Source organism: Paenibacillus sp. P4_E11, from assembly GCF_056401635.1.
On record NZ_JBFUIX010000303.1, the window covers coordinates 1 to 2893 of the forward strand.

General features: G+C 48.1%; 4 protein-coding genes. All 4 read right to left on the reverse strand.

The features are described 5' to 3' along the window. Positions 1–401: stalk domain-containing protein (locus AC1DWB_RS33160; protein ID WP_477545351.1), on the reverse strand; the 401-nt coding region annotated here is incomplete at its 3' end. 35 nt (positions 402–436) lie between these two features. Next, positions 437–1153 carry a hypothetical protein gene (locus AC1DWB_RS33165; protein ID WP_477545352.1) on the reverse strand — a complete coding sequence of 239 codons (717 nt, stop codon included), beginning with the start codon at positions 1151–1153 and terminating at the stop codon, positions 437–439. 13 nt (positions 1154–1166) lie between these two features. Continuing rightward, a complete protein-coding gene (locus AC1DWB_RS33170; RefSeq protein ID WP_477545353.1) occupies positions 1167–2579 on the reverse strand; it encodes a hypothetical protein in 1413 nt (470 codons plus the stop codon). 4 nt (positions 2580–2583) lie between these two features. Then, on the reverse strand, positions 2584–2893 hold a 310-nt coding region (locus tag AC1DWB_RS33175), incomplete at its 5' end, for a hypothetical protein (RefSeq protein ID WP_477545354.1).

Genomic DNA, 2893 nt, shown 5'->3' on the forward strand with positions numbered 1-2893 from the left:
GTCGCGGATTGAATATCAACTTTAAACTCAGTTATTTGGGCATTAATACCGTAAATCTCTTTTTCTTTGGTATCTGTTGKTGGCACGTTTGTAACACTCCCCTGATTGGGCTTAGGCGTTACTGGAACGCTACCCGGGCTAGTTAATTCAACCGTCTGTGTGGCATCGTTCCAGTTAACACCAATTCCCGTTATTTTTGCTACATCGCGTAAGCGAAGGTAGGTGCTACCGTCTACCATTACGGGCGGGTTCTCTACTTCGACTTTCTTACCATCAAGAGTAATCGGTAATCCCTTCCGCACAAACGCCTCAATTTTTTCTAATCCTTCATCCGCATAAGCTGAGATGGTGGTTGCCATGACTACACCCGCAATAAAACTGATAATTATCTTCCTCATCATTATCACACCTTTGGTTTTTAGGAAGATTATACCACTTATACTACAGATTGAATAACCCCATTTACAACAGTTACAGTTTTTGTACCTGCTAGAAACGATCCCGTGTAGGAGGATGCATTGGCTTTTGCATTCAAGTCGGTCTGGAGGCTATTACCTGTAGCACGATTTACGAATCTTGTCCAATTGTTCACCTTCGTATTACCGGAGTTCGTAAATAAATCTACATCGCCAGTTATGGCTTGGATCAATATTCCATTATCGCTTTGGAATGAAGATCTATTAGCCCCAATTGAAACATCAGGTCCGTAAGTAATTGAGCCTCTACCAACTCCATCTCCAAATACAAAGGCAGGGTAACCAACAGCGTTTGCAATTAGCTCCATTTTTTTTGAGGAATCCGAAGCAGCTCGGAACATAGTGTCTGTCGTTCTCATTTCAGCACGAGGGTAACTGCTCTCGGAAGTTTGAATCAGCGATCCTGTAATGGTAGAGCTGATGATCTCCACAGCCTCAATAAGGCCAGCAGTGATGTGTCCGAGGTCAGCAGCAATAGCAGATAATTTCGATACATTCATCTTCTCTGCTGTAATGGTGTTTGCGGTTATAACCTTGGCATCCAGCCTTCTGATGTTGAGTGTGTCGAGGCCTCCGTCAAACAAGAAGTCTAACGTCTGGCACAAATCGCCAAGCGCTTCCCTCACTTTGTTTAAATCGTCGTTACGACCGACACTCGGGAATGGTTCAATAGCCATGTGACACCTCCAATTAGTAAGCTGGTAAGCTTTCTTGCTCCCACGCGATTTCCTTGACTGTTACCGGACCCGTAAAATTGAACCGCAGCGTGACATAGTTGGAGTGGTATGCGGCGTTAGTTGGTATGATCACACGATTCGCGGTAAGCTCGCTCGAATTCGGAAAGTTCTGCACGAGTGTGAATCCATTCATGCGGTCCGGATCGCCCGATAGAGAAGCGGTAAGTGTTGATCCTATCGGAACAACCGAATTCGYCCATGCTCGCTTCCATCTAAGCTTCTGAGCATACGAATCCGCGCCGAATACTTTCGTGGTATAGTAACCCGTGATCGGCGTCCCATTATCGCTAATAGACCCTCCTATCTCGCGTACCGTACCGTCTACATTACCAACATAGGTTTTACGCTGCTGGAGCGCGAAGGAAAGCCCTTGGTAGTTACGCCAAACAGCCCATGTACCGTGAGCGGTGTTAAACTCCAGGATATGGGATGGTTCCGTTRCATTGTCGAGTGGTAAGGCGAAATAGACCATTTTACCATCTGTGCCACTCGACACCTTATCAGCTGCAGCAGGATTGATTCGCTCCACATACTCTTGGACTGGTAGCGAGAAGTCCATGGATGCGCTTGTGCCACCACTGTAGACGTATATGCCCGTGTAATGGACGAAGTAGATGTCTTGGTTACACGTGACGATAGACTGGTTAGAGATGGCTCCTATGGAGTCGTGGACGCGCTTGAGCGTGAACGCATCGGCGTAAGATCCGAACAAATTCCACATTGAATCCTTTTTAAAGATGATCAAGCGGCGCGGACCATTCCGAATCCCGGTAATGACTTGTCCGTCTGTCGTTTCAACTGTGATGAATCCCGGGTCTGAATCGGCTCCGCTTGTCGTAGTCCAGTTCGTCCCTACACGGAATTCGCTGAAATGCAATGTACTACCTACAGCGCCCCATAGCCGATCCTCATAGTTCTCAATGAAATTCAGTCCAGCCGGAACGCCTGTTAACGTTTGGAGCGTGGCTCCATCCCACCTCTGAGCTGATACCCCATTCACGCCGATGAGATTAACGTCCGTAAACCCACCTTGGAAGTTGGCAAAACTCCATGGTGCAGACGCGATGAACCCACTCCCTACACTCGTCCAAGCCCCGCCTGTGAATCGATACCAATTCCCATTGCTGATCGAATGAAGCTCAGTGTTCTTCCAAGAAGAAAGGCCCAATATACGCGATGGGAGGGTTGATCCTACCAAGCTGTAACCGGGCCTTGTTTTCATAACAGGGTAATCTGCTGTTGTTACATTCTCTTGATCCGATGAGCATCGGTCACCAATGGTCAGCGGATCTAATCGATTCACTCCCCGAAACTCACGTTGGACATTAGTTGGCAGCGACCGTTTCATACTGGACCATGGCTTCATCCCATCACGCCCCCGTCAGGGTACGCATCTCGACCCAATCGGTATTGAGCACGTTACCAACCCCCGTTGTGATCCTGCGCCAACCATTGACCACATAGCGGTTCCCGGCTGTTCCTTGGATGCTCGGCGTCAAGTTCCATACAATGCTCCCCTGGTAATACGTTCCGGTTGTCGGCATGGCGGTTTTGTATTCGATCGAGATGTCGCTCAATTGTTCCCGAACTTCCACGCCTTTGAAGAAGTTGCTCAAGTGAATTTGTGTCGTTTGGGAGCCGACAATGGAATCGGCAAACGTAGCTGCTCCGAATATATGG